Source organism: Mycolicibacter senuensis (genome assembly GCF_002101885.1).
GTDB lineage: Bacteria > Actinomycetota > Actinomycetes > Mycobacteriales > Mycobacteriaceae > Mycobacterium > Mycobacterium senuense.
In genome coordinates this window covers 140,187-158,194 of sequence record NZ_LQPS01000039.1, presented here as the reverse complement: position 1 = coordinate 158,194, position 18,008 = coordinate 140,187, and the positions used below count along the sequence as shown (strand labels likewise).

27 protein-coding genes and 3 tRNA genes are annotated in these 18,008 nt (G+C 66.8%); 20 read left to right on the top strand and 10 right to left on the bottom strand.

Annotation, left to right across the window (positions count from 1 at the left end; genetic code table 11):
- Positions 1-71: 71 nt before the first annotated feature.
- The 7 genes from AWC24_RS12930 to AWC24_RS12900 all read left to right on the top strand — a co-directional run bounded on the left by AWC24_RS12930 (position 72) and on the right by AWC24_RS12900 (position 5,332).
- The gene (locus AWC24_RS12930) at positions 72-416 is read left to right on the top strand and encodes a nuclear transport factor 2 family protein (RefSeq protein ID WP_085085450.1); all 345 of its coding nucleotides are present in this window, start codon (positions 72-74) and stop codon (positions 414-416) included.
- Positions 417-423: 7 nt separating this feature from the next.
- On the top strand, positions 424-1,449 hold the full coding sequence (locus AWC24_RS12925; RefSeq protein WP_085085448.1) for a phosphotransferase family protein: 1,026 nt from the start codon (positions 424-426) through the stop codon (positions 1,447-1,449).
- Positions 1,446-2,684, top strand: coding sequence for an amidohydrolase (locus AWC24_RS12920; protein ID WP_085085446.1), 1,239 nt, complete (start codon positions 1,446-1,448; stop codon positions 2,682-2,684). Before AWC24_RS12925 ends, AWC24_RS12920 begins: the two co-directional genes overlap by 4 nt.
- Positions 2,685-2,761: 77 nt before the next feature.
- Positions 2,762-3,070 carry a hypothetical protein gene (locus AWC24_RS12915; RefSeq protein WP_013830967.1) on the top strand — a complete coding sequence of 103 codons (309 nt, stop codon included), beginning with the start codon at positions 2,762-2,764 and terminating at the stop codon, positions 3,068-3,070.
- A gap of 28 nt (positions 3,071-3,098) precedes the next feature.
- A complete protein-coding gene (locus tag AWC24_RS12910) occupies positions 3,099-3,854 on the top strand; it encodes a hypothetical protein (protein ID WP_085085444.1) in 756 nt (251 codons plus the stop codon).
- 9 nt (positions 3,855-3,863) lie between these two features.
- On the top strand, positions 3,864-4,601 hold the full coding sequence (locus AWC24_RS12905) for a hypothetical protein (protein WP_085085442.1): 738 nt from the start codon (positions 3,864-3,866) through the stop codon (positions 4,599-4,601).
- Positions 4,598-5,332 (top strand): hypothetical protein, encoded by a 735-nt coding sequence (locus tag AWC24_RS12900; protein WP_085085440.1) that lies wholly within the window; start codon positions 4,598-4,600, stop codon positions 5,330-5,332. The genes AWC24_RS12905 and AWC24_RS12900 overlap by 4 nt, the downstream gene beginning before the upstream one ends.
- Here AWC24_RS12900 and AWC24_RS23430 read toward each other — a convergent pair.
- The 7 genes from AWC24_RS23430 to AWC24_RS12865 form a co-directional block, all read right to left on the bottom strand.
- Entirely contained in the window at positions 5,257-5,583 is a 327-nt protein-coding gene (locus tag AWC24_RS23430; protein ID WP_085085438.1) for a hypothetical protein, read from the bottom strand. The two genes, AWC24_RS12900 and AWC24_RS23430, sit on opposite strands and share 76 nt — an antisense overlap.
- Before the next feature lie 191 nt (positions 5,584-5,774).
- A complete protein-coding gene (locus tag AWC24_RS23100; RefSeq protein WP_234807359.1) occupies positions 5,775-6,170 on the bottom strand; it encodes a hypothetical protein in 396 nt (131 codons plus the stop codon).
- Between the two features lie 3 nt (positions 6,171-6,173).
- Positions 6,174-6,446 carry a transposase gene (locus tag AWC24_RS12885; protein ID WP_085085436.1) on the bottom strand — a complete coding sequence of 91 codons (273 nt, stop codon included), beginning with the start codon at positions 6,444-6,446 and terminating at the stop codon, positions 6,174-6,176.
- A 143-nt stretch (positions 6,447-6,589) separates the two neighbouring features.
- The gene (locus AWC24_RS22215; RefSeq protein WP_133055723.1) at positions 6,590-7,075 is read right to left on the bottom strand and encodes a hypothetical protein; all 486 of its coding nucleotides are present in this window, start codon (positions 7,073-7,075) and stop codon (positions 6,590-6,592) included.
- The gene (locus tag AWC24_RS12875; RefSeq protein WP_085085432.1) at positions 7,063-7,224 is read right to left on the bottom strand and encodes a DUF4236 domain-containing protein; all 162 of its coding nucleotides are present in this window, start codon (positions 7,222-7,224) and stop codon (positions 7,063-7,065) included. Before AWC24_RS12875 ends, AWC24_RS22215 begins: the two co-directional genes overlap by 13 nt.
- 213 nt (positions 7,225-7,437) lie before the next feature.
- Positions 7,438-7,513: transfer RNA gene (locus AWC24_RS12870), tRNA-Arg, on the bottom strand.
- A gap of 34 nt (positions 7,514-7,547) precedes the next feature.
- Positions 7,548-7,639 (bottom strand) — tRNA-Ser (locus AWC24_RS12865).
- 120 nt (positions 7,640-7,759) lie between these two features.
- Between AWC24_RS12865 and hisC the strand changes: the two genes are divergently transcribed.
- The 4 genes from hisC to AWC24_RS12845 are packed head-to-tail and all read left to right on the top strand — an operon-like array spanning position 7,760 to position 9,940.
- A complete protein-coding gene (hisC, locus tag AWC24_RS12860) occupies positions 7,760-8,806 on the top strand; it encodes a histidinol-phosphate transaminase (RefSeq protein WP_085085743.1) in 1,047 nt (348 codons plus the stop codon).
- Between the two features lie 11 nt (positions 8,807-8,817).
- Positions 8,818-9,231 carry an SRPBCC family protein gene (locus AWC24_RS12855; RefSeq protein ID WP_085085430.1) on the top strand — a complete coding sequence of 138 codons (414 nt, stop codon included), beginning with the start codon at positions 8,818-8,820 and terminating at the stop codon, positions 9,229-9,231.
- An 11-nt stretch (positions 9,232-9,242) separates the two neighbouring features.
- Entirely contained in the window at positions 9,243-9,710 is a 468-nt protein-coding gene (locus AWC24_RS12850; RefSeq protein WP_085085428.1) for a DUF4334 domain-containing protein, read from the top strand.
- Between the two features lie 41 nt (positions 9,711-9,751).
- A complete protein-coding gene (locus tag AWC24_RS12845) occupies positions 9,752-9,940 on the top strand; it encodes a hypothetical protein (RefSeq protein ID WP_085085426.1) in 189 nt (62 codons plus the stop codon).
- Positions 9,941-9,964: 24 nt separating this feature from the next.
- On the opposite strand, the gene AWC24_RS12840 is transcribed toward AWC24_RS12845, so the two are convergent.
- Positions 9,965-10,948, bottom strand: a complete 984-nt coding sequence (locus tag AWC24_RS12840) for a TerC family protein (protein ID WP_085085424.1) — start codon at positions 10,946-10,948, stop codon at positions 9,965-9,967.
- A gap of 116 nt (positions 10,949-11,064) precedes the next feature.
- Between AWC24_RS12840 and AWC24_RS12835 the strand changes: the two genes are divergently transcribed.
- Genes AWC24_RS12835 through lipE form a run of 4 tightly spaced genes read left to right on the top strand, consistent with a single transcriptional unit; the run spans position 11,065 to position 14,379 of the window.
- Complete coding sequence (locus AWC24_RS12835) at positions 11,065-11,889, top strand: crotonase/enoyl-CoA hydratase family protein (RefSeq protein ID WP_085085422.1); 825 nt, start codon at positions 11,065-11,067, stop codon at positions 11,887-11,889.
- On the top strand, positions 11,889-12,212 hold the full coding sequence (locus tag AWC24_RS12830) for a DMT family transporter (RefSeq protein WP_085085741.1): 324 nt from the start codon (positions 11,889-11,891) through the stop codon (positions 12,210-12,212). Before AWC24_RS12835 ends, AWC24_RS12830 begins: the two co-directional genes overlap by 1 nt.
- Positions 12,209-13,087 carry an acyl-CoA thioesterase gene (locus tag AWC24_RS12825; protein WP_085085420.1) on the top strand — a complete coding sequence of 293 codons (879 nt, stop codon included), beginning with the start codon at positions 12,209-12,211 and terminating at the stop codon, positions 13,085-13,087. The genes AWC24_RS12830 and AWC24_RS12825 overlap by 4 nt, the downstream gene beginning before the upstream one ends.
- 53 nt (positions 13,088-13,140) lie before the next feature.
- Positions 13,141-14,379: a lipase LipE gene (lipE, locus tag AWC24_RS12820; RefSeq protein WP_085085739.1), complete on the top strand. Its 1,239-nt coding sequence runs from the start codon at positions 13,141-13,143 to the stop codon at positions 14,377-14,379.
- Between the two features lie 81 nt (positions 14,380-14,460).
- Here lipE and AWC24_RS12815 read toward each other — a convergent pair whose 3' ends face one another.
- The gene (locus AWC24_RS12815) at positions 14,461-15,324 is read right to left on the bottom strand and encodes an alpha/beta fold hydrolase (protein ID WP_085085418.1); all 864 of its coding nucleotides are present in this window, start codon (positions 15,322-15,324) and stop codon (positions 14,461-14,463) included.
- A 74-nt stretch (positions 15,325-15,398) separates the two neighbouring features.
- Here AWC24_RS12815 and cynR point away from each other — a divergent pair, with 74 nt between their 5' ends.
- The 5 genes from cynR to AWC24_RS23370 all read left to right on the top strand — a co-directional run bounded on the left by cynR (position 15,399) and on the right by AWC24_RS23370 (position 17,819).
- Positions 15,399-16,304, top strand: a complete 906-nt coding sequence (cynR, locus tag AWC24_RS12810) for a transcriptional regulator CynR (protein WP_085085416.1) — start codon at positions 15,399-15,401, stop codon at positions 16,302-16,304.
- A gap of 134 nt (positions 16,305-16,438) precedes the next feature.
- Positions 16,439-16,867, top strand: a complete 429-nt coding sequence (locus AWC24_RS12805; protein WP_085085414.1) for a hypothetical protein — start codon at positions 16,439-16,441, stop codon at positions 16,865-16,867.
- A gap of 183 nt (positions 16,868-17,050) precedes the next feature.
- On the top strand, positions 17,051-17,398 hold the full coding sequence (locus AWC24_RS12800) for a type II toxin-antitoxin system RelE/ParE family toxin (protein ID WP_207568325.1): 348 nt from the start codon (positions 17,051-17,053) through the stop codon (positions 17,396-17,398).
- Positions 17,395-17,700: a helix-turn-helix domain-containing protein gene (locus AWC24_RS12795; RefSeq protein ID WP_085085410.1), complete on the top strand. Its 306-nt coding sequence runs from the start codon at positions 17,395-17,397 to the stop codon at positions 17,698-17,700. Before AWC24_RS12800 ends, AWC24_RS12795 begins: the two co-directional genes overlap by 4 nt.
- Positions 17,697-17,819: a hypothetical protein gene (locus tag AWC24_RS23370; RefSeq protein ID WP_272937715.1), complete on the top strand. Its 123-nt coding sequence runs from the start codon at positions 17,697-17,699 to the stop codon at positions 17,817-17,819. The genes AWC24_RS12795 and AWC24_RS23370 overlap by 4 nt, the downstream gene beginning before the upstream one ends.
- A gap of 76 nt (positions 17,820-17,895) precedes the next feature.
- Here the strand turns inward: AWC24_RS23370 and AWC24_RS12790 are convergent.
- Positions 17,896-17,982, bottom strand: a tRNA-Ser gene (locus tag AWC24_RS12790).
- Positions 17,983-18,008: the final 26 nt, after the last annotated feature.

Below are 18,008 nucleotides of genomic sequence, written 5' to 3'. Positions count from 1 at the left end.
AGTATGTCTGCGCCCATGGGTCTTCCCTGTATCGACACTATGGCGGCGCTGTGAACCGATATCGTCGGTGCATGGCCCGCACCCCGCAGGAGATCTTCGACCACCACCTCCACGCACTGGTCACCCGCGACGTCGACGAGTTGCTCGTCGACTACACCGACGACTCGGTGCTGATCACCCCCGCCGGCGTCGCGCAAGGCCTCGACGGCATCAGGGCGGCGTTCAGCCAACTGTCGGATGCGTTGGCCTCCGCGGTGTTCGACATCAAGTCGAAGACCTACCACGGCGAGATCCTGCTGCTGGAGTGGACGCTCGACTCGCCGGGGTTCCAGGTCGACGGCGTGGACACCTTCGTGTTCGGCGACGACTCGATCCGGGTGCAGACCATCTCCCAACTGGTACGGCCCAAGGGCTGAACCGCGAATGAATCTGGAACCGGTAGCGCAGTGGATGTCCGACCGGCAGCTCGGCGAAGGCCCACTGTCCGACGTCACGGAACTGTCCGGCGGCACCCAGAACGTGATGCTGCGTTTCACCCGCTCGGGCCGCAGCTACGTGCTGCGGCGCGGCCCGCTGCACCTGCGGCCGCGCAGCAACGACGTGATGCTGCGCGAGACCCGGGTGCTGGCCGCGCTGGCCGATACCGACGTACCGCACCCGGGGCTGATCGCGGTCTGCGACGACCCGGCGGTGCTCGGCGACGCGGTGTTCTACCTGATGGAGCCGATCGACGGGTTCAACGCCGGCGGCGAGCTGCCCGAGTTGCACGCCAACGACCCCGCGGTGCGCTACGGAATGGGCCTGTCGATGGCCGACTCGCTGGCCAAGCTCGGCGCCGTCGATCACCTCGCGGTAGGGCTGGCCGACTACGGCAAGCCGGACGGCTTCCTGGAACGCCAAGTGCCGCGGTGGCTTTCCGAGCTGGACTCCTACCGGCAGTTCGAGAACTACCCGGGTCCCGAGCTGCCCGGCTTGGACGAGGTCGCCGACTGGCTCCAGCGCAACGTGCCGGCGTCGTGGCAGCCCGGCATCCTGCACGGCGATTACCACGCGGCCAACGTGCTGTTCTCCCCCACCGGGCCGGAGGTCGCGGCGATCGTGGACTGGGAGATGTCGACCATCGGGGATCCGCTGCTGGATCTGGGCTGGCTGCTGGCCACCTGGCGCCAGGACGACGGCTCCAGCGTGTTCAGCCACACCTTGACCGGCATGGACGGGCTGGCCTCCACCGACGATCTGGTGCAGCGGTACGCCAAGGGCAGCTCCCGCGACCTGTCCCACATCGGCTGGTATGAGGTGATGGCCAGCTTCAAGCTGGCCATCGTCATCGAGGGAACGCTGGCGCGGGCGTCGGCGGGCAAGGCGGAGAAGGACGTCGGCGACCAGTTGCACGAGGCGGCGGTGTGGCTGTTCGAGCGGGCGCAGACCCTGATAGCGAGCAAGACATGACCGGTCACCTCGACGAGATCGACCGGATCGTCTCGGCCGACACCCGCCGGTTGGTCGACATCTTCAAGGACCTGCACCGCAACCCCGAACTGGGCTTCGAGGAGGTGCGCACCGCGCGGATCGTCGCGCAGGCGCTGGGCAACCTCGGATTCACAGTGACCACCGGCATCGGCCGGACCGGGGTGGTGGCGGTGTTGGCCAACGGCCCGGGCCCGGTGGTGATGTACCGCGCCGACATGGACGCGCTGCGGGTGCCGGAGGCCACCGGCCTGGACTACGCCAGCAGCGACCCCGCGCTGGGGCACATGTGCGGCCACGACGCGCACGTGACCTGGATGCTGGGGATGGCCAAGGTGCTCGCCGAGACGACCGACTCCTGGTCGGGGACCGCGGTGCTGATCGGTCAGCCGGCGGAGGAGTTGATCGCCGGCGCCCGGGCCATGGTCGACGACGGTCTCTACGACGTGGCGCCGGCACCGGACTCGTTCATCGCCATGCACACCGCGCCGGTCCCGGTGGGCATGGTGGCCGCCGCGGGCGGTGAGCGGATGGCCGGCACCGACCAGCTCGAGATCGTGTTCCACGGCGTCGGGGGACACGGGTCGCTGCCGCAACTGGCCAAGGACCCGGTGCTGATGGCCGCCCAGGCCGTCGTGCAGTTCCAGGGCATCATCAGCCGCAGCATCGCCCCGAACGAGGGCGCTGTGCTCACCGTCGGCTCGGTGCAGGCCGGCACCACCTACAACGTCATCCCGGATCAGGCCCGGCTGTTGGCCAACCTGCGCTGGTACAACCCGGCGGTACGCGAACAACTGCTCAGCGGGATCCGGGCGATCAGCGACGGCATCGCCCACGGCTTCGGCCTGCCCGATGAGCTGATGCCCGTCATCACCATGGGCGGTGGTTCCACCCCGCTGGTCAACGACGCGGGTCTGACCGGCCGGCTGGCCGCCACCCTGCGCGAGGCGCTCGGTGAACACAACGTCATCACCGAACTGCCCGCGGTCTCGGCATCGGAGGACTGCCACCTGCTCAAGGGGCCGCACGGTGACGTGCCGCTGGCCTACTTGTTGGTCGGTGTGGCCGATCCGCAGGTGTACGCCGACGCGGCCGCGCGCGGTCAGCTATTCCCCTACTCCCCGCACTCGCCCGACTACATCGTCGACCTCGCCGCGATCCCGCTGGGCGCCCGGATCGCGAGCCGAGCGATGCTCGACCTACTGGCGGCCGGTTAGGTTCTGGGACTATTTCCGTACTTCCGTTATGATCGTATGGTTGTGTAGTCTACCAATCTGAGCTAAGGTTTACTGCTGTGGACGATCGTCACAAAGACCCAACCGTAGTGCTGCCCTATCTCGTCGGCAGGCCGCTCGGCGCGACCGAGGTCTACGAGGCATTCGGTTACCGCAAGTCGGCTTACTACAAGGCGGCACACGAGGGCCGGCTTATCAGTGCTGACAATCTGATTCGGGTTGCCAGGTACTTCGGGTTGAATCCCGTTGACCTGCAGGTCCGATTCGGCTTGATCGAGCATGATGCCGTCACCGAATATCTGGAATCGTCGTCGCGGCCGCTGCGTCTCGGCGATCTCAAAGCGGATCTGGACAAACCGCCGGTCTAAGCGGACCCGCGGGAAGTACCGTCGACGCATGACGTCGGCATTCATCGCTGCCACCGTGCTGGTGGCGCTCTACAGCCTGTGGGTGCGCCGCGAAACCTGGTGGTCACGCTGGGAGATCGGCATCACCCTGGCGATCGCGCTGGAGGTCTGCGCATTGGTGCTGATGTCACCGTGGGCGTCCGCAGTGCTCGGGCCGACGGTGCACAGCGTCACCCGGATATGGAACGTCCAGCAGCTGCTCGGTCACATCTGCTTCATCATCGCGATCGCGGCCAACATCTATCACGTGCTGCCCCGGCTGGCGGACTTCGGCCGGATCCGGCCGTTGTTCCGCCGGCACGTGGAATGGCCCGTGCGACTCGGTGTGGTGGCGCTGGTGGCGGTCTTCATCACCGCCGACGCCGATTACCGCCCGGACGGCCTGTCGACCGGTGACGACACCGGCGCCTGGGCCGAGATCTACTGGCTGCTGTTCTGCGGCATGCTGATCTACCTGTCCGGCTATGCGACACGGCTGCTGCTGATGGTGCGATCCGATCCGCGGGCCAGGGAGACCGTGGAGCTCTACGCCGCCTCGGCGGCGTTTGCACTGGCCGGCCTGTTGGCCCAGTTGAGCACCACCTGGACCAACGCCGATGCCAGCCAGCTGGTCTGGCCGTGCGTGTGCATCTCCGTGGCTATCTTCGCCTACGGCTCTGCCCGCTCGTGGCAGGCAAAGGCGGCGTGGTTCGTCGCCCGCGCTCGACCCATCAAGGAGCCCAACCCGCCGCCAGCGCTTTCTTGAGAGCGTGGGATGACGTCGGGATTCATCGCCGCCACGTTGGCGCTCATCGCTTACAGCTCTTGGATACGCCGCGATACCTGGTGGTCGCGATGGGAGGTCGCCGCCTCGCTCGCGCTGGTGGTGGAAGGTGCTGCGCTGCTGTTGATGTCGCCATCGGCCGCCCCCATACTCGGGCCGCTTTTGTACCGCGGGCTGGGCGTGTGGAATGTTCAGCAGATGTTCGGTCACTTCTGCCTGATCGTGGCCGTCACCGCGAACGTGCATCACATGCTGGTGCGACTCGCCGACCCCGATCAGGTGCGCTCGATCATGCGCCGCCAGCTGATGCCGCCGATACTGCTCGGCATGGCGATCATGGCGCCCTCTTACCTGCTCGCCGACCAGGAATACCACCCCGACATGTTCGCCACCGCAAGCAGTGATCCCTGGCTGACCGTCTACAAACTGGTGGGCTGCGCCCTGGTGATCTACCTCAGCGGCTACGTCAGCCGGCTGATGCTGATGCTGCGGAACGATCCGCGGGCCAAGTCGACCATCGACCTCTACCTGGTGTCGATGACATTCGCCACCGCGGCCTGTTTGATCGTGGTCGGTGCGGCATGGGGCGGCCGCGCCGATGCCGGTCCGGCGATCTGGACCTGCATCTGCTTGTCGGTGGGGACCTTCGCGTTCGGGTCGGCGCGATCCTGGCAGGCCAAGAGCGCCTGGTTCACCTCGGGGGGCGGCACGGCGATCGGTGCGCAATGACCTCGGTGTTCATCACCGCCACACTGGCGGTGATCCTGTACAGCCTGTGGGTTCGTCGCGACACCTGGTGGTCGCGGTGGGAGGCCGCCGCCACCTTCGCCATCGCGACGGAGGGATGCGCACTGGTGTTGCTGTCGCCGTGGGCCGGCACCGAGCTGGGGCCGCGGCTGTACCACTGGCTGGGGTTGTGGAACGTCCAGCACCTGCTCGGCAGTCTCGTCCTGATCATGGCGGTGATCGCGAACATCTACCACATGATGGTGCGACTCGCCGATCCCGACCAGGTGCGGCCGCTCATGCGCAAACACCTGCAGATGCCGCTGGGGGTGGGTGTTGCGGTGCTGCTGGTCACCTTCATCAGGCTCGAGCGGGGCCACGAGCCCGACATGTTCGCCAACCTGACCGGCAACGGCTGGTGGCTGACCGCCTACGAGGTGGCCGCGTGCTGGATCGTGCTCTACCTGAGCGGCTACGTCGGCCGGCTGATGCTGGCGCTACGGCACGATCCCCGGGCTAGGACGACGGTCAATCTGTACCTGGCATCGATGTCGTTCACGGTGGTCGCATGCCTGATCGCGATCGCCTCGATCTGGGCCGGCGGCTATGCCGGGCCGGCGATCTGGGGCTGCATCTGCCTGTCGGTGACGATCTTCGCCTACGGGCTGGCGCGATCCTGGAAGGCCAAGACCGCCTGGTTCTCGCCGGGCCCTTTCACTTCCCCATCTGGCTGACGTGTCAGCTCCGGACGGACGAGCAAGCGTAGGAACTCCCTGTTGATGAAGAGCCGGTCCCGACCGATTTTGACGTCTTGGAGCATGCCGGCGTTCGCAAGTGCTCCGAGCCAGGCAGTAGCAGTGGGACGCGAAACGCTGCAGCGGTCCATGACGGCCGTTATATGTAAAGCTTCCGTCGAAATTTTTACATTTCTGGACAATATGCGAAGTTGCTTCACACGTCCGAGGACATCGCAGGTCAGGGCCATATTGGACTTCGCGCCGACAATAGATCCCCGCGGAATACGGTTTGCTGGGGCACTTGCCACCGTTGTCCCCGCCAGCCCATCGGCCCCATCCCCCAATAAGTTCCAGGCCCGTACACACCGGAAGCAAGACTGAGGCGCGGGGGCCGGGCGACGGCTTTCATGCCGTCGAGGCTGTCAACCAGCCGTGCGGATCACCCCACGTCGGCCCGGTGCTCCAGCGCCGCACCAAGTTGCAGCATCACGATCTCCGGTTGAAGCAAGCGAAGCCGATCCATCGCCGACACCAGGTCACCCCACGCCCTGATCGGCGTCTCACCCCGCTGCGCCGCCTCATCCTGCGCGACCAGCCGCAGCAGCTGCTCCCGCGCAACCGTCGACACCGGCAGACCTCGCCGCTCGGCGATCGCCTCCAACGCCTCGAACTCGTCGGGGTTGAGGCGAACCTGCAGCACGCGGCTGCGCGCCCGATTCGGCCGGCTCACCTTCACATGCCCAGGTACCAGCGTCTCCGGGGCAGCGTCGGCCTCGGCGTCGGCGCGCTCGATCTCGTCGGCCTCAGCGAGCGCCTCGTCAAGTCGCTTACCCATGATTCACTCCTGCCTCTCGTACTTGCGGGTGTCGGCCCGGTTCGACGGCCACGCGTTCACCCCGTAGACCACGCCGTCGTCCTCGACGGTGATGACGGTGATCAGCACGCCGAAGGTCGGCGAATAGCCGATGGTGCGGTCGCTGACGCCGGACTGGCTGGCGGGGTCGGGGACCTGGACCAGCGCGTCGGGATCGGCGAGCGCTTCGTTCGCGATGGCGGGCGTCATGCCGCGCTTGGCGATGTACTCGCCTCGCTTGCTCCAGTCGACCGCCATTCCAAGAGTGTATTACATTCGTAAGACGGCGGAAGTGACCTAAGTCAGGTCAAGATCGATGAAAGCGAGCCCGGCGACAACGCCATATGTCGCGGGTGAATTGTGCAGTCCCGCGATGCCACCCGCCCCGTACTCTACGTTGGTTACTTCTCTTGCTCGATCACCACTGTGATCACGGTGTTTTTCCAGTCGCGACCGGCCGCTGTCACCTCGATGGTGTAGTTGCCCTTGCGTTTGCCGAGCTCCTTGGTCCCCTCTCCCGGGGTATCGATGTAGATGATCTCCTCGACCGTGGCGCTCTCGGCGTCGTAGCGCTCGTCTATGAACATGATGTCGGCCACGCGCAGAAGCTGATCGACGTTCGCTGGTTGCGCCGTCACCGTGTACCGGAGTCGGGCCGGGCCATCGAGACGGAAGCGCGGTGATGCGCGCCTATCCTCGCCCGCGTGGTGGACGAACGTCGTGACTTCGTGCCAAGCTTTTTCGGCCGCACTGCTAGCGGGCGCAGGGCTGCCGGTCGTCGTCGGTGCGCCGCTGTCTGTAGCTGTGGTTGCGCCGCACCCGGCCAGCACGACAGCAGTGAACACCACGTGGGCAGCGGCGGCCACTCTTGCGGTCAGAACCGCCAAGAGACGCCCTTGGCGATCCGCACCGATCCGCGACCTTTGGATGAGACGCTGACACGCTTTCCGCGCCGCGACACGCTCGCCCCCGACTTGCTCAGGTTGAGGCCGGTCCGCTTTCCAATTTTCACGCGCCTCCTGAATACAAGTCCCATAGTGGGACTGTAATCGACCGACTCCCCTCACCCCCTTTGACGGTCTGAAAGACCAAAGCGTGCAGGCGGGGGTTTACGATGCATCTCCACGCTCGTAGCAATGCCGTTTAGAGGGACGCCCGCCTGACGGACGTCAAAAATCTGCATGGCGACATCGACAGGTTTGTTGGTTGCTTCGCCGCACCGGGATCGGCACCCAGTTCACGTGATAAATGGTGCGCCCGAAGGGATTCGAACCCCCAACCTTCTGATCCGTAGTCAGATGCTCTATCCGTTGAGCTACGGGCGCCTGTCTTCAATTGTCGGTCGAGCAAGCCCGGCCGTGGCGGAGGCGAGAGGATTTGAACCTCCGGTCCCCCGTTAAGGGGACAACTCATTAGCAGTGAGTCCCATTCGGCCGCTCTGGCACGCCTCCTCGAACTTGTCGAGGGTACCGGATCGATGCCGGAGCTTCGAAACCGCGGGTTCATACGGCGGTTCCAGCTTCGGCTCTCCGGGTCCAGAGCCTACCCCCGACCCACATATGCTGTGGTCCGTGACCGTCCGCCTGCGCCCAGAGATCGCCGCACTGCCGGCCTACGTCGAGGGCAAGACGGTGCCCGGATCGATCAAACTGGCCAGCAACGAGACGGTGCTGCCGCCGCTGCCCAGCGTGGTCAAGGCCGTCGAGGCCGCTCTGGCCGGAATCAACCGCTACCCCGACAACGGCTACGCGACGCTGCGGGCCCGGCTGGCCGCCCACGTCGGGTTCGCTCCCGAGCAGGTGGCGGCCGGCTGCGGGTCGGTGAGCCTGTGCCAGCAGCTCATCCAGATCAGCTGCGGCGCGGGCGACGAGGTGGTGTTCGGCTGGCGCAGCTTCGAGATCTACCCGCTGCAGGTGCGCACCGCCGGCGCCGTCCCGGTGCAGGTCCCGCTGCGCGATCACACCTACGACCTGGACGCGATGCTGGCCGCCGTCACCGAGCGCACCCAGCTGATCTTCGTCTGCAACCCGAACAACCCCACCTCCACCGTCGTGCGCCCCGACGCGCTGGAGCGGTTCGTGGCCGCGGTGCCGCCGCACATCCTGGTCGCCATCGACGAGGCGTACGTGGAGTACATCCGCGAGCCCATGACCCCCGACAGCCTGGGCCTGGCCCGCAAGCACCCCAATGTGGTTGTGCTGCGGACCTTTTCCAAGGCCTACGGGCTGGCAGGCCTGCGGCTGGGCTATGCGGTCGGGGATCCGGAGATCATCACCGCACTGGGCAAGGTCTATGTGCCGTTCACGGTGTCCAGCGTGGCGCAGGTCGCCGGGATGGCCTCGATGGACGCCGGTGACGAACTGCTGGCCCGCACCGACGCGGTGGTCGCCGAGCGGACCCGGGTCACCGCGGCGCTGCGTGACGCCGGGTTCGAGGTGCCGGATTCGCAGGCCAACTTCGTGTGGCTGCCGCTGGCCGAGCGCACCGCAGACTTTGTGGCCGCCGCCGCGGACGCCCGCATCGTGGTCCGCCCCTACGGGCAGGACGGGGTTCGGGTGACCATCGGGGCGCAGCCGGAGAACGACGCGCTGTTACGGTTCGCTCAGGGCTGGATCTGACGAGGAGTTCTATGCACGCCACCGCAACCGCCACCGTCGCCGCACCGGCATCCCGGGTGTGGGAGGTGCTCTCCGACTACGAGGGCATGTCCTCGTGGGCTCCCGGCCTGAAGATCACCGTGGTCCGGCCCGGCGCCCCCGATCCCAACGGCGTCGGCGCCCAGCGGCGTATCCAGGCGGTGCCCGGGATGGCGCCCCTGGTGGAGGAGATCACCGTGTTCGATCCCGACCACCGGCTGAGCTACCGGGGCGTCTCGGGCATCCCGTTCCGCAACTACGTCGGCGACGTGGTGCTGGCGCCGGCGGGGTCGGGCACCCAGATCAGTTACACCGTCAGCGCCGATAACCGGCTGCCCGGGGTGGCCACGGTGCTGGCCAACGTTTTGCTGTTCGGTCTCAAGCGGGCCGTGAAGAAAGCCGGATGAGGAGTTAGACGATGAATGACGACCTGGCCCGCAAGACGTTCACCGCGTTCAAGGAGCGCACGGACACCATCGCCGACGCCGAACTGGACGAGTTCTGGGCGGCACTGCCACCGGCCACCCTCGATCAGCTGATCGGCGAGTGGCGCGGCGGCGAATTCGTGACCGGCCACAAGATGAACGGCCTGCTGGAGAAGGCCCGCTGGTTCGGCAAGACGTTCAAGTCGATCACCGACGTGCAACCGCTGGTCTGCCTCGATGAGGACGGCAACAAGTTCTCCAACACAAAGCTGGGCAAGGGCGAGGCCAGCCTGTGGTCCGAGGAGTTCCGCGGCGAGGTGGTGGCGACCATGGTCTACGACGGCCAGCCCACCCACGACCACTTCAAGCGCGTCGACGACGACACCGTGTTCGGCATCATGAACGGCAAGGGCGTGCTCGATAACGGCCGCTACTTCTACTTCTACCTGGAACGGGTGTAGCGCCGCGATTCGCGATCCCGGCGGGTGGGAACCCCCCGGGCATGTCTACCTACCGAGTACTGAACCCACACGGCGACGTCGTGGGCACCAAAGACATCGCCAGCGCCGACGACGCGCACGCCTGGTTCGTCGACGTCAAGGCCGACAACACCGAACTGGGGTGGCGGATGGAGGTCGACCTCGACGGCCAATGGCGGTTCTTCGAAAGCACCGAAGGCGACCGCTCCTAAGCACCACCTGCGCCGAGCAGGCCATCAGCGGTGTGGCACCAGTTCGCGATCGTCTTCCGCCGCGGTCTGGGGTTCGCTTCGGCGGCTGAGCAACGACGCCACGACGGTGAGCGCCAGCACGCCGACGATCACCAGCAGCGATACCCCGGTACCGATCTCGCCGACACCGACGCCATCTTGGTGCATGGCGTGCAGTATCAGCTTCACGCCGATGAATCCGAGGATGGCCGAGAGTCCGTAGTTGAGGTAGACGAGCCGATCGAGCAGGCCGTCGATGAGGAAATAGAGCTGCCGCAGGCCCAGCAAGGAGAACGCCGTCGCGGTGAACACGATGTAGGTGTTCTGGGTGAGGCCGAAGATCGCCGGGATCGAGTCGACGGCGAAGAGCACGTCGGTGCCCGCGATGGCGATCATCACCAGCAGCATCGGGGTCATCGCCCGCCGGCCGCCCACCGTCGTGAGCAGCTTGTCACCGTCGTAGTGCTCAGTGGCGGGGAGCAGTTTCTTCGCCAGGCCGGCGACGCCGTCGGGGCCCTGGCGGGGCCGTTGACCGCTGCCCGACCGGAACAGGTTGCGGGCCGTCAGCAACAGTGCGAACCCGAAGAAGTAGAAGACCCAGGCGAAGTTGTCGATCAGCGCAGCGCCGACGAAGATGAAGCCGGTCCGAGCGGCCAGGGCGAAGGCGATCCCGAACAGCAGCACCTTCTGCTGATACTCGCGAGGCACCCGGAAGCTCGTCATGATGATCACGAAGACGAACAGGTTGTCGACCGACAGCGCTTTCTCGGTCACGTAGCCCGCGAAGTACTCCGAGCCGGCATCCGTCCCACCGAAGATCAGCATGCCGAACCCGAACAGCACCGCCACGCCGACGTAGCCGGCGGACCAGCGGGCGGCTTCGCGGAGCGTCGGGATATGGGCCCTGCGGACGTGGAACACGTAGTCGAACGTGAGCAATCCGGCCAGGCCGACGATCGTCAGCCCCCATAACCACCCCGAAGTGTGCATGTCCTGACCACGGTAGCCACATCGGACGACACCGGGCTGGCGCGCAGGTTGCCGGTCCGTGACCGGCCGGTGAATGCGCTCAACCGGCTGCGGGGGTCGCACGCTACCGTCTGGGTATGGCTCAGACCTATGAATCCCTCACCGTCGAGATCTCCGACCATGTCGCCCAGGTCACGCTGATCGGGCCGGGCAAGGGCAACGCGATGGGTCCGGCGTTCTGGTCGGAGCTGCCGGTGGTGTTCAGCCAGCTGGATGAGGACCGCGACGTGCGGGCGATCGTGCTGACCGGGGCGGGCAAGAACTTCAGCTACGGGCTGGATCTGGCTGCGATGGGCGGCACCATGACCCCGATGCTGGCCGAGGGGGCGCTGGCCCGGCCGCGGGCGGACTTCCACCGCGAACTGCAAAGCATGCAGGGCGCGATCAGCGCCGTCGCCGACTGCCGCACCCCGACGATCGCCGCGGTGCAGGGCTGGTGCATCGGCGGTGGGGTCGACCTGATCTCCGCGGTCGACATCCGCTACGCGTCGGCCGACGCCAAGTTCAGCGTGCGCGAGGTCAAGCTGGCCATCGTCGCCGACGTCGGCAGCCTGGCCCGGCTGCCGCTGATCCTCTCCGACGGGCATCTGCGGGAGCTGGCGCTGACCGGCAAGGACATCGACGCGGCCCGGGCGGAGAAGATCGGCCTGGTCAACGATGTGTATGCGGATGCCGAGGCGTGCCTGGCCGCCGCGCACGCCACTGCAGCCGAGATCGCCGCCAACCCGCCGCTGACGGTGGCCGGCGTCAAAGACGTGCTCGACGAGCAGCGCACCGACCGGGTGGCGGCCAGCCTGCGTTACGTGGCGGCGTGGAACTCGGCGTTCTTGGCGTCCAAGGACCTGATGGAGGGCATCGGCGCCATTATGGGCAAACGCAAGGCCGAGTTCACCGGCGAGTGATGGTCTGGCTGCTGCTGTTCGGGGCGATCGGATTCGAGGTCGCCGGGACGCTGTCGTTGCGGGCCTCGGAGGGGTTCAGCCGGCTCGGGTGGGCGGTTCCGGTGGTGGTCGGCTACCTGCTGTCGTTTGCGCTGTTGGCCATGGTGTTGAAACGGGGACTCCCGGTCGGGGTGGCCTACGGGGTCTGGTCGGGAGTCGGGGTGGCGGTGACAGCGGTGCTGGCAAGATTTCTGTTCGATGACCCGTTCACGGCGGTGATGGCCGGCGGGGTGGTGCTGATCGGGGCCGGGGTGTTCCTGCTGGAGTACGGAGCGCACGCATGACCTCCGAGCTGACCCACCGCCAGCCCGCGCTGGCCGACATCGTCGCCACGCTCGACGTCGACCGCCTCGACGACGAGCACTTCGTGGCCACCCAACTCGACAACCCGCAGCATCACATCGTCGGCGGGCACATCGCCGGCCAGGCGCTGATGGCGGCCGCCCGCACCGCCCCGGGGCGCGTGCCGCACAGCATGCACGCCTATTACGTGCGAGCCGGCGACGCCCGCCGCCCGGTCGACCTGCACGTGGAGGTGGCGCGCGACGGGGGCACGCTGTCGACCCGGCAGGTCACCGCCCGCCAGGACGGCCAGATCCTGCTGGAGGTGCTGTCGTCGTTCAGCGCCGCCGTGGATGCGCCGTCGTATCAGCAGTCGATGCCGGATGTCCCCGATCCGGAGTCGCTGGCGCCGTCGCAGCAGCAGCTGGCGGACTACGCCGGCGAGTTGGGCGGCTACTGGGTCCAGCCGCACCCGTTCGACCAGCGCTACATCGACCCGCCGCCGCGGCTGGCCCTGGAACTTGCCGAGCCGTCGCCGCGAATCCGGTTGTGGTGGAAGCCTTCCGAGCCGGTTCCGGCCGACCCCGCGCTGCACAGCGCGCTGCTGACCTACTTGTCGGGGACCAAGATGGTCGAGACCGCGGTGACCATGCGGCGGGCCACGGTAGCCAGCACGTTCAACGCGCTGATCGATCATGCGCTGTGGTTTCAGCGGCCGGTGGATCTGTCCGATTGGGTGCTGTCGGATCAGTTCTCGCCCAGCGGGGTCGCCGGACGCGGGCTGGCGACCTCCACGATGTACAACCGGGCCGGGCAACTGGTCTGCGTTGCCACCCAGGAACTCTATTTCGGCAGGGGCAAGGAGCGGCGGCGATGACATCTGAGACTACTGAAACGTCCGGGAATCCCGAGATGCCCCGGATTCCGGCGATGACCACGCCCGACGGGCGGATCCGGATGCCGGCCGACCTCGACGCGGTCACCGTGATCGGCGAGGAGGACCACTCCGGTATCGACCCCGCGGCGGTGGAACGGATCTGGCAGGCGGCGCGGCACTGGTACGCGGCCGGTATGCATCCGGCTATCCAGCTGTGCCTGCGCCACAACGGCCGGGTGGTGCTCAATCGGGCGATCGGACACGCATGGGGCAACGCCCCCACCGACGCCGCGGACGCCGACAAGGTCCCGGTGGCCGTCGACACCCCGTTCTGCGCGTATTCGGCGGCCAAGGCGATCACCTCGACCGTGGTGCACATGCTCGTGGAGCGGGGTGCCTTCTCGCTCGACGATCGGGTAGCCGACTACCTGCCCGGCTACGGCCGGCATGGCAAGGGCCGCACCACGATCCGCCAAGTGCTAACGCACAGCGCCGGGGTGCCGTTCGCGACCGGACCGCGACCGGATGTGCATCGCGTCGACGACAGCGACTACACCCGCGAGCAGCTGGCGAACCTGCGGGCGATCTACCCGCCGGGATGGGCGCACATGTATCACGCGCTGACCTGGGGTCCGCTGATGCGCGAGATCGTCTCGGCGGCCACCGGGCGGCACATCCGCGACGTCCTGGCCTCCGAGATCCTGGACCCGCTGGGATTCCGGTGGACGAATTTCGGTGTGACGCAAGAGGATGTCCCGCTGGTGGCGCCGAGTCACGCCACCGGGCGCCCGCTTCCCGGGCCGGTGGCCGCGGTGTTTCGCCGGGCCATCGGCGGCACCATGCACGAGATCATCCCGTTCACCAACACCCCGCTGTATCTGACCAGCGTCATCCCGTCGTCCAACACCATCTCGACGGCCTTCGAGCTGTCCCGCTTCGCCGAGATCTGGCGCCGGGGTGGGGAACTCGACGGGGTGCGGGTGGTCTCGCCGGAGACCATGGCCGCCGCGACGGCCCAGTGCCGCCGGCTCCGGCCCGATGTGGCGACCGGGCTGGTGCCGTTGCGCTGGGGAACCGGCTACATGCTCGGCTCGGAGCGGTTCGGCCCGTTCGGCCGGGGTGCGCCGTCGGCGTTCGGGCATCTGGGTCTGGTCAATGTGGCGATCTGGGCGGATCCGGCCCGCGGCCTGGCCGCCGGGCTGATCTCCAGCGGCAAGCCCGGCCGCGATCCGGAGGCCAAGCGCTACGGGGTACTGATGGACCGGATCGCTGCGGAGATCCCCCAGGGGTAACGGCAGCCCGCGGAGTCACATGCGTCTCCGCGCTCCACCATGTGGTGTGGTGCCCGCCTACGAGCGACAATTCGTGTTATGTCAACTGGAGCGAGGCGCGTCCGTTGCATGCTTTGCGAAATGTTCGGTCAGGAGTTCGGTCAGCTCGGTCGGCGCCTCGTCTGGAATCCAGTGGCTGACCCCTTCGAGCGTCCGCAATTCCCACGGGCCCGTGACGAATCGTCGGGACAGTTCATGGCCCCTCCTGCCGACGGCGGTATCGCCGTCACTCCACACCTGCAGGGTGGGAACCGGAATCTTTCGCCGCAGCACGGCCGGGCGGATAAACGGCATGCCGCGGTACCAGTTCAGCGCGGTCCTGGCGCCGCCGAGCCGATGAAGCTGGTCCAGATCCCTGGTGGCGTTCGCCGGGGTCTGACCCGAGCTCAGCAGGCCGCGATAGCCCAGGCCGGTCTTGTCGCGCACCAACAGTTCTGGGATTCCGGGGAGCTGGAAGGCCAGCATGTACCAGGACTTGAACGCCTGGGTGGTGGTCGCCATCGACAACACGAACGCCAGCGGATGCGGCACCGATACCGCGGTCAGCGTCCGCACGAGATCGGGGCGCGCAGCCGCCACACCCCAGGCGACTGCAGCCCCCCAGTCGTGACCGACGAGGTGCACCGGACCCGCGCCGGCGGCTTCGATCAGGGCGACGGCGTCGGCGACCAACTCCGAGAGCCGGTAGTCGCGGCGACGCGTTGGTGTGGCTCCGGGTGAATAGCCGCGCTGATCCGGGGCCAGCGTGCGAAACCCTTGACTGTTCAGCAACTCGGCCACCGCCACCCACGACGTCGAGGTCTGGGGGAAGCCGTGCAGCAACACGACCGGAACCCCATCCCGCGGACCGGCATCAGTGACGTCGAAGACCAGTCCGTGCCGTTCAAAGGTGCTCAGCCTGGGCATGTCGCCATCCTCCCGGTCTTGGCTCGCCATCCTAACTACGGCGTGGCGTTTGCCGTGCTTCCTATAGTTGATCGATGGAGCTGCGGCACCTCAAATATCTGCTGGCGGTGGCCGACCATCAGAATTTCACCCGGGCCGCCGAGGCGCTGCATATTTCCCAGCCGACGCTGTCTCAGCAGATCAAGCAACTCGAGCACTCGCTGGGGGTGGAGTTGTTCGACCGGTCCGGGCGCACCGTCCGCCTCACCGACGCCGGAGCGGCCTACGTGCACCATGCCCGGCTGGCCATGCGGGACCTGCAGGCCGGCCAGCGGGCCGTGCACGACGTCCGGGATCTGTCCCGCGGCCACCTGCGGATCGCGGTCACGCCGACCTTCACCGCGTACCTGGTCGGCGTGCTCACCCATAGTTTCAGGGTGGCCCATCCCGGCATCAGGGTGACGGTCCTGGAGACCAACCAGGATCGGATCGAGGCCGACCTGTTGGCGGATCGACTCGACCTCGGGATCGGCTTCGACGGCCAGCACGCTGCTGGGATCGAGACCCGCACCCTGTTCACCGAGACGCTGTGCCTGGTGGTCGGCACGGATCACCCGTTGGGGACGGCGACGGCGGCGGTGCCGGTCTCGGCGCTGGCCGATGAGCCGCTCGGCCTGCTCAGTTCGGACTTCGCCACCCGCAAGCACGTCGACGAGTATTTTGCCGAATGCGAAGTGCAGCAGCACATCGCGATCGAATCGAACTCGATCAGCGCGTTGCTGGAGTTGGTGCGCCGCAATGTGGTGGCCACCGTGTTGCCCGATGCGATCGCCCGCGAACGCGCTGATCTGCACCCGGTGCCGCTGACCCCACCGCTGCCGACGCGCACCGTGCAGCTACTGCAGCGGGCCGGCGTCTACCGGTCCGCGGCCGCGCGGGCGTTCACCAAGACACTCGACACCGTGGTGGCCGCGCGACAGGACTCGACCAGCAGGTATTGATTTAACCAATAGCTCGGCGTGGGTTTGAGTATTGGACAGTACGGTCGCCGCCCTCCATGCTGAATGCCGGCTGAGTGAACGGTTTTCAAACAGCTGGAAAACGTCGAATGCGAGAAAGGCAGGGTCACCACTTGATGACGAGCACCCTGTACGACGACCCGACCAGCGCGCCGGGGTTGTCGCAACTCGAGCCGACATTGGAGATCGACCGCCACCACCGGGTGGCGGTGATCAACCCACCGGCCGACTCCGCGCTGCGGCTGCTGCCGAACAGCCGAACGAATCCCGGCCACGCCGACGTGGTGATCGCGTTCGCGACCCGGCGGGTGGACCTGGCGTTTCTGCGCGCGGCCTACAACGCGGCAGGCTCCGGCCGAACCGCGTGGCTGGTCTACTGCGAACCCGGACAACCGGGCACCGATCTGCGCTGGGAGTGGCTTCTGGCGGCGTTGCGCCAGTACGGCGTCCAGGCGGTGCGACATGTCCGGATAGACCCGGGCTGGTCGGCGGTCCTGCTGCAGCGGCGGCGCAGCGGTGAAGCGGAGCCCGGCCTGGTGGGCTGAGCGGAGCACCGCCGACCAGCTCGCTGTCCGTCAGTTTCGGTTCAACCCGAACCGGGTCATCAACGCCGACTTGTAGTGGGCCTCGGCCTCGTTGATCTCCGCGACCGGGGTGCCGGGCCCGAACATAGAGCCGCTGTAGCTGTGCTATAGCTGTCCTATACAGAATTTTGTATAGTTGCGGTTGTGAAGGAGGTCAGGTTCGTAGGGCGAGCGCTCGACGAGCTGCGGGAGTTCCCGTCCGATGCGAAACACGACTCGGGCTCCGAGTTGCAGCGGGTGCAGCGCGGACTCGATCCGATCGACTGGAAGCCGATGCCTTCAGTCGGTCCCGGGGTCCGGGAGATCCGGGTCAAAACTGCCGACGGCATCTTCCGCACCATGTACACGACGGTGATCGGTGAGAGCGTCTACGTCCTGCACTGCTTCGCCAAGAAAACCCAGAAGACTCCGAAGTCGGCCATCGATCTGGGCAAGAAGCGATTGAAAGACGCTCGCGAAGACGCGGAGCAACGGAAAGGAGAGCAGCCATGAGCGACGAAGTGCAGAGTTTCAACAATGTGTGGGATGCCATCGCAGACACTCCCGAAGAGGCGGCGAACCTGCGTGCCCGCTCTGATCTGATCCTCGCCATCGAGCGCCGACTCAACGAGTTCGGGTGGTCTCAGACCATCGCAGCGCACAATCTCGGGATTACCCAGCCGCGAGTGTCAGACCTGCTCCGCGGAAAGATCAGCAAGTTTTCCCTGGATTCCTTGATCAACATCGCCGCGCGTATCGGGCTGCACACCCAGTTGGTCATCACCGCGGATACCGAGCACCCACTCCCGGCATGACCCGCACCACCGCCTGGATCGTCGCGCATCAGGCCGAGGTCGCCGCGGCCTTCGAGGCCTACGAGCTGCGGCCGGGCGACGAGCAGGATCCACAGCTGATCCGCGCAGGCGCGCGGTAGTGTCCGGCAAAAACCGGGGTAATCTGTAACCGCTGACGCGACTCAGGTGTCACCTATGACGCGACTCATCACAGAGCGGTGGCGGAGGGATTTGAACCCCCGGACGGTGTTAGCCGTCTCTCGCTTTCAAGGCGAGTGCATTAGGCCGCTCTGCCACGCCACCGCGGGAATCGTACCCCGGTGCCCCGG

Excerpts from the sequence above, each read along its gene's own strand:
- AWC24_RS23430 (WP_085085438.1), bottom strand. The coding sequence starts at position 5,583 with ATGGCCCTGACCTGCGATGTCCTCGGACGTGTGAAGCAACTTCGCATA.
- AWC24_RS12910 (WP_085085444.1), top strand. The coding sequence starts at position 3,099 with ATGACGTCGGCATTCATCGCTGCCACCGTGCTGGTGGCGCTCTACAGC.
- AWC24_RS12855 (WP_085085430.1), top strand. The coding sequence starts at position 8,818 with ATGCACGCCACCGCAACCGCCACCGTCGCCGCACCGGCATCCCGGGTG.
- AWC24_RS12840 (WP_085085424.1), bottom strand. The coding sequence starts at position 10,948 with ATGCACACTTCGGGGTGGTTATGGGGGCTGACGATCGTCGGCCTGGCC.
- AWC24_RS12930 (WP_085085450.1), top strand. The coding sequence starts at position 72 with ATGGCCCGCACCCCGCAGGAGATCTTCGACCACCACCTCCACGCACTG.
- AWC24_RS12830 (WP_085085741.1), top strand. The coding sequence starts at position 11,889 with ATGGTCTGGCTGCTGCTGTTCGGGGCGATCGGATTCGAGGTCGCCGGG.
- AWC24_RS12805 (WP_085085414.1), top strand. The coding sequence starts at position 16,439 with ATGACGAGCACCCTGTACGACGACCCGACCAGCGCGCCGGGGTTGTCG.
- AWC24_RS12905 (WP_085085442.1), top strand. The coding sequence starts at position 3,864 with ATGACGTCGGGATTCATCGCCGCCACGTTGGCGCTCATCGCTTACAGC.
- AWC24_RS12835 (WP_085085422.1), top strand. The coding sequence starts at position 11,065 with ATGGCTCAGACCTATGAATCCCTCACCGTCGAGATCTCCGACCATGTC.
- AWC24_RS12815 (WP_085085418.1), bottom strand. The coding sequence starts at position 15,324 with ATGCCCAGGCTGAGCACCTTTGAACGGCACGGACTGGTCTTCGACGTC.
- lipE (WP_085085739.1), top strand. The coding sequence starts at position 13,141 with ATGACCACGCCCGACGGGCGGATCCGGATGCCGGCCGACCTCGACGCG.
- AWC24_RS23370 (WP_272937715.1), top strand. The coding sequence starts at position 17,697 with ATGACCCGCACCACCGCCTGGATCGTCGCGCATCAGGCCGAGGTCGCC.
- AWC24_RS12825 (WP_085085420.1), top strand. The coding sequence starts at position 12,209 with ATGACCTCCGAGCTGACCCACCGCCAGCCCGCGCTGGCCGACATCGTC.
- AWC24_RS12795 (WP_085085410.1), top strand. The coding sequence starts at position 17,395 with ATGAGCGACGAAGTGCAGAGTTTCAACAATGTGTGGGATGCCATCGCA.
- AWC24_RS12900 (WP_085085440.1), top strand. The coding sequence starts at position 4,598 with ATGACCTCGGTGTTCATCACCGCCACACTGGCGGTGATCCTGTACAGC.
- cynR (WP_085085416.1), top strand. The coding sequence starts at position 15,399 with ATGGAGCTGCGGCACCTCAAATATCTGCTGGCGGTGGCCGACCATCAG.
- AWC24_RS12925 (WP_085085448.1), top strand. The coding sequence starts at position 424 with ATGAATCTGGAACCGGTAGCGCAGTGGATGTCCGACCGGCAGCTCGGC.
- AWC24_RS12850 (WP_085085428.1), top strand. The coding sequence starts at position 9,243 with ATGAATGACGACCTGGCCCGCAAGACGTTCACCGCGTTCAAGGAGCGC.
- AWC24_RS12885 (WP_085085436.1), bottom strand. The coding sequence starts at position 6,446 with ATGGCGGTCGACTGGAGCAAGCGAGGCGAGTACATCGCCAAGCGCGGC.
- AWC24_RS12875 (WP_085085432.1), bottom strand. The coding sequence starts at position 7,224 with ATGGGACTTGTATTCAGGAGGCGCGTGAAAATTGGAAAGCGGACCGGC.
- AWC24_RS12845 (WP_085085426.1), top strand. The coding sequence starts at position 9,752 with ATGTCTACCTACCGAGTACTGAACCCACACGGCGACGTCGTGGGCACC.
- AWC24_RS12920 (WP_085085446.1), top strand. The coding sequence starts at position 1,446 with ATGACCGGTCACCTCGACGAGATCGACCGGATCGTCTCGGCCGACACC.
- AWC24_RS23100 (WP_234807359.1), bottom strand. The coding sequence starts at position 6,170 with ATGGGTAAGCGACTTGACGAGGCGCTCGCTGAGGCCGACGAGATCGAG.